This is a genomic window from Kamptonema sp. PCC 6506 (assembly GCF_000180455.1).
Classification (GTDB): domain Bacteria; phylum Cyanobacteriota; class Cyanobacteriia; order Cyanobacteriales; family Microcoleaceae; genus Kamptonema; species Kamptonema formosum.
In genome coordinates this window covers 1-1,213 of the sequence record NZ_CACA01000207.1, presented here as the reverse complement: position 1 = coordinate 1,213, position 1,213 = coordinate 1, and the positions used below count along the sequence as shown (strand labels likewise).

The window sequence follows — 1,213 nt, the reverse complement described above, 5'->3', positions numbered from 1 at the left end:
CTACACCAATATCCCCGAAAACATCGTCGCTGCTGAGGCGATCGCCTCTCAGAAGTCGTTACTCGATTACGCGCCCAAGTCCCCCGCGACGAAGGCTTATCAGAGCTTAGCCAAAGAATGCCAAAAATTATGGAGGTTAAAATGAAGCGAGACAAGATGAATGGAATGGTCAGCCTTTCTCAGTTCTCTGCCTTTAACTCTTCCGTACCTAGCGAAACTCAGGAGCCGGCTGCAACCGCAGACGCGCCCAAGGCTAAAGTTGCCAAAACTGGCTCATCTGCCAAAAAGTCGAAAGAAAAGCCAGTCAGCATGGTAATCGAGTTAACCCGCGATCAGCAGCAGTGGCTGTCGGAAACAGCTCAAACCATTCGGGACAACAATATCAACCCAGTCCCCGCAGGAGAGCGAGTCTTCCCCCGGCACTTGATTAGCGTGGCTGTAGACCTGCTTCATTGCAGCGATGTCGAGATCGATGGCGTGCTAACGGTAGAAGATTTGCGAAAAAAGCTGGGCTTGTGAGCAGAGCCCGTTTGTTGAACTCCTCAACCGAGCTGCCCGTTTAACCCATTTTATATTGTAATACTGTAATACTATCATGGTACTATTAAATAATTCTAATATAGTCTGATCTAGTAAGAATATAAGAGCCTCAAGTTGACTTGGACTCCTGGCAGTCGGGACTGCTGGAGGAAGGTGTAGGAAGGGGCGATCGCGCAGTTCTATGAGGCCCAAAAATAGCGAAGGCTTCGACGGTGAGAGCAGCGGCTCGTGTAAGCTCGCCGAACACCGAATCGCGCTCAGTCATACGCTGACATCCGCAGCAAAGTAGCAATTCAAACTCTTACCAGGTAAGGCGTTGCGGGTTTATCTTGCACTTTCTCAAATAATACTCGGCTTAATTCAGGGGAAATTCTCTCAAACGCCCACAATTCAAGGGTTTTTTTGCAAAAACCACGAATCAAACCAAATCAAAAATCAAATGAAGGATTTAAGTTACTACTTTGCGGTTAGTGACAGCACAACTTCGCTGATACAGTTATTAATGAAGAGAAAGTTTTTTTCTATGACTATAATATTGACCGACCCCGAACAGTGGTGCGATGCTTACGATCTGACCGCTGTCAAACAGAGATATGAAATGCTCATGGAGGTATTCGACCAACCACTATCTCCCCAGTTAATTCAGGACGTGGATTTGGGAACAATACTGGTG

General features: G+C 47.0%; 2 protein-coding genes. One reads left to right on the top strand and one right to left on the bottom strand.

The window, feature by feature from the left end; genetic code table 11:
* Nucleotides 1-141 precede the first annotated feature (141 nt).
* Nucleotides 142-519, top strand: a complete 378-nt coding sequence (locus OSCI_RS10690) for a hypothetical protein (protein WP_148288964.1) — start codon at nucleotides 142-144, stop codon at nucleotides 517-519.
* 130 nt (nucleotides 520-649) lie between these two features.
* On the opposite strand, the gene OSCI_RS29875 is transcribed toward OSCI_RS10690, so the two are convergent.
* The gene (locus OSCI_RS29875) at nucleotides 650-805 is read right to left on the bottom strand and encodes a hypothetical protein (protein ID WP_155523438.1); all 156 of its coding nucleotides are present in this window, start codon (nucleotides 803-805) and stop codon (nucleotides 650-652) included.
* Between the last annotated feature and the right edge of the window lie 408 nt (nucleotides 806-1,213).

Bases quoted from the DNA above. Each gene is read 5' to 3' on its own strand.
- OSCI_RS10690 (WP_148288964.1), top strand. From the start codon at position 142: ATGAAGCGAGACAAGATGAATGGAATGGTCAGCCTTTCTCAGTTCTCT.
- OSCI_RS29875 (WP_155523438.1), bottom strand. From the start codon at position 805: ATGACTGAGCGCGATTCGGTGTTCGGCGAGCTTACACGAGCCGCTGCT.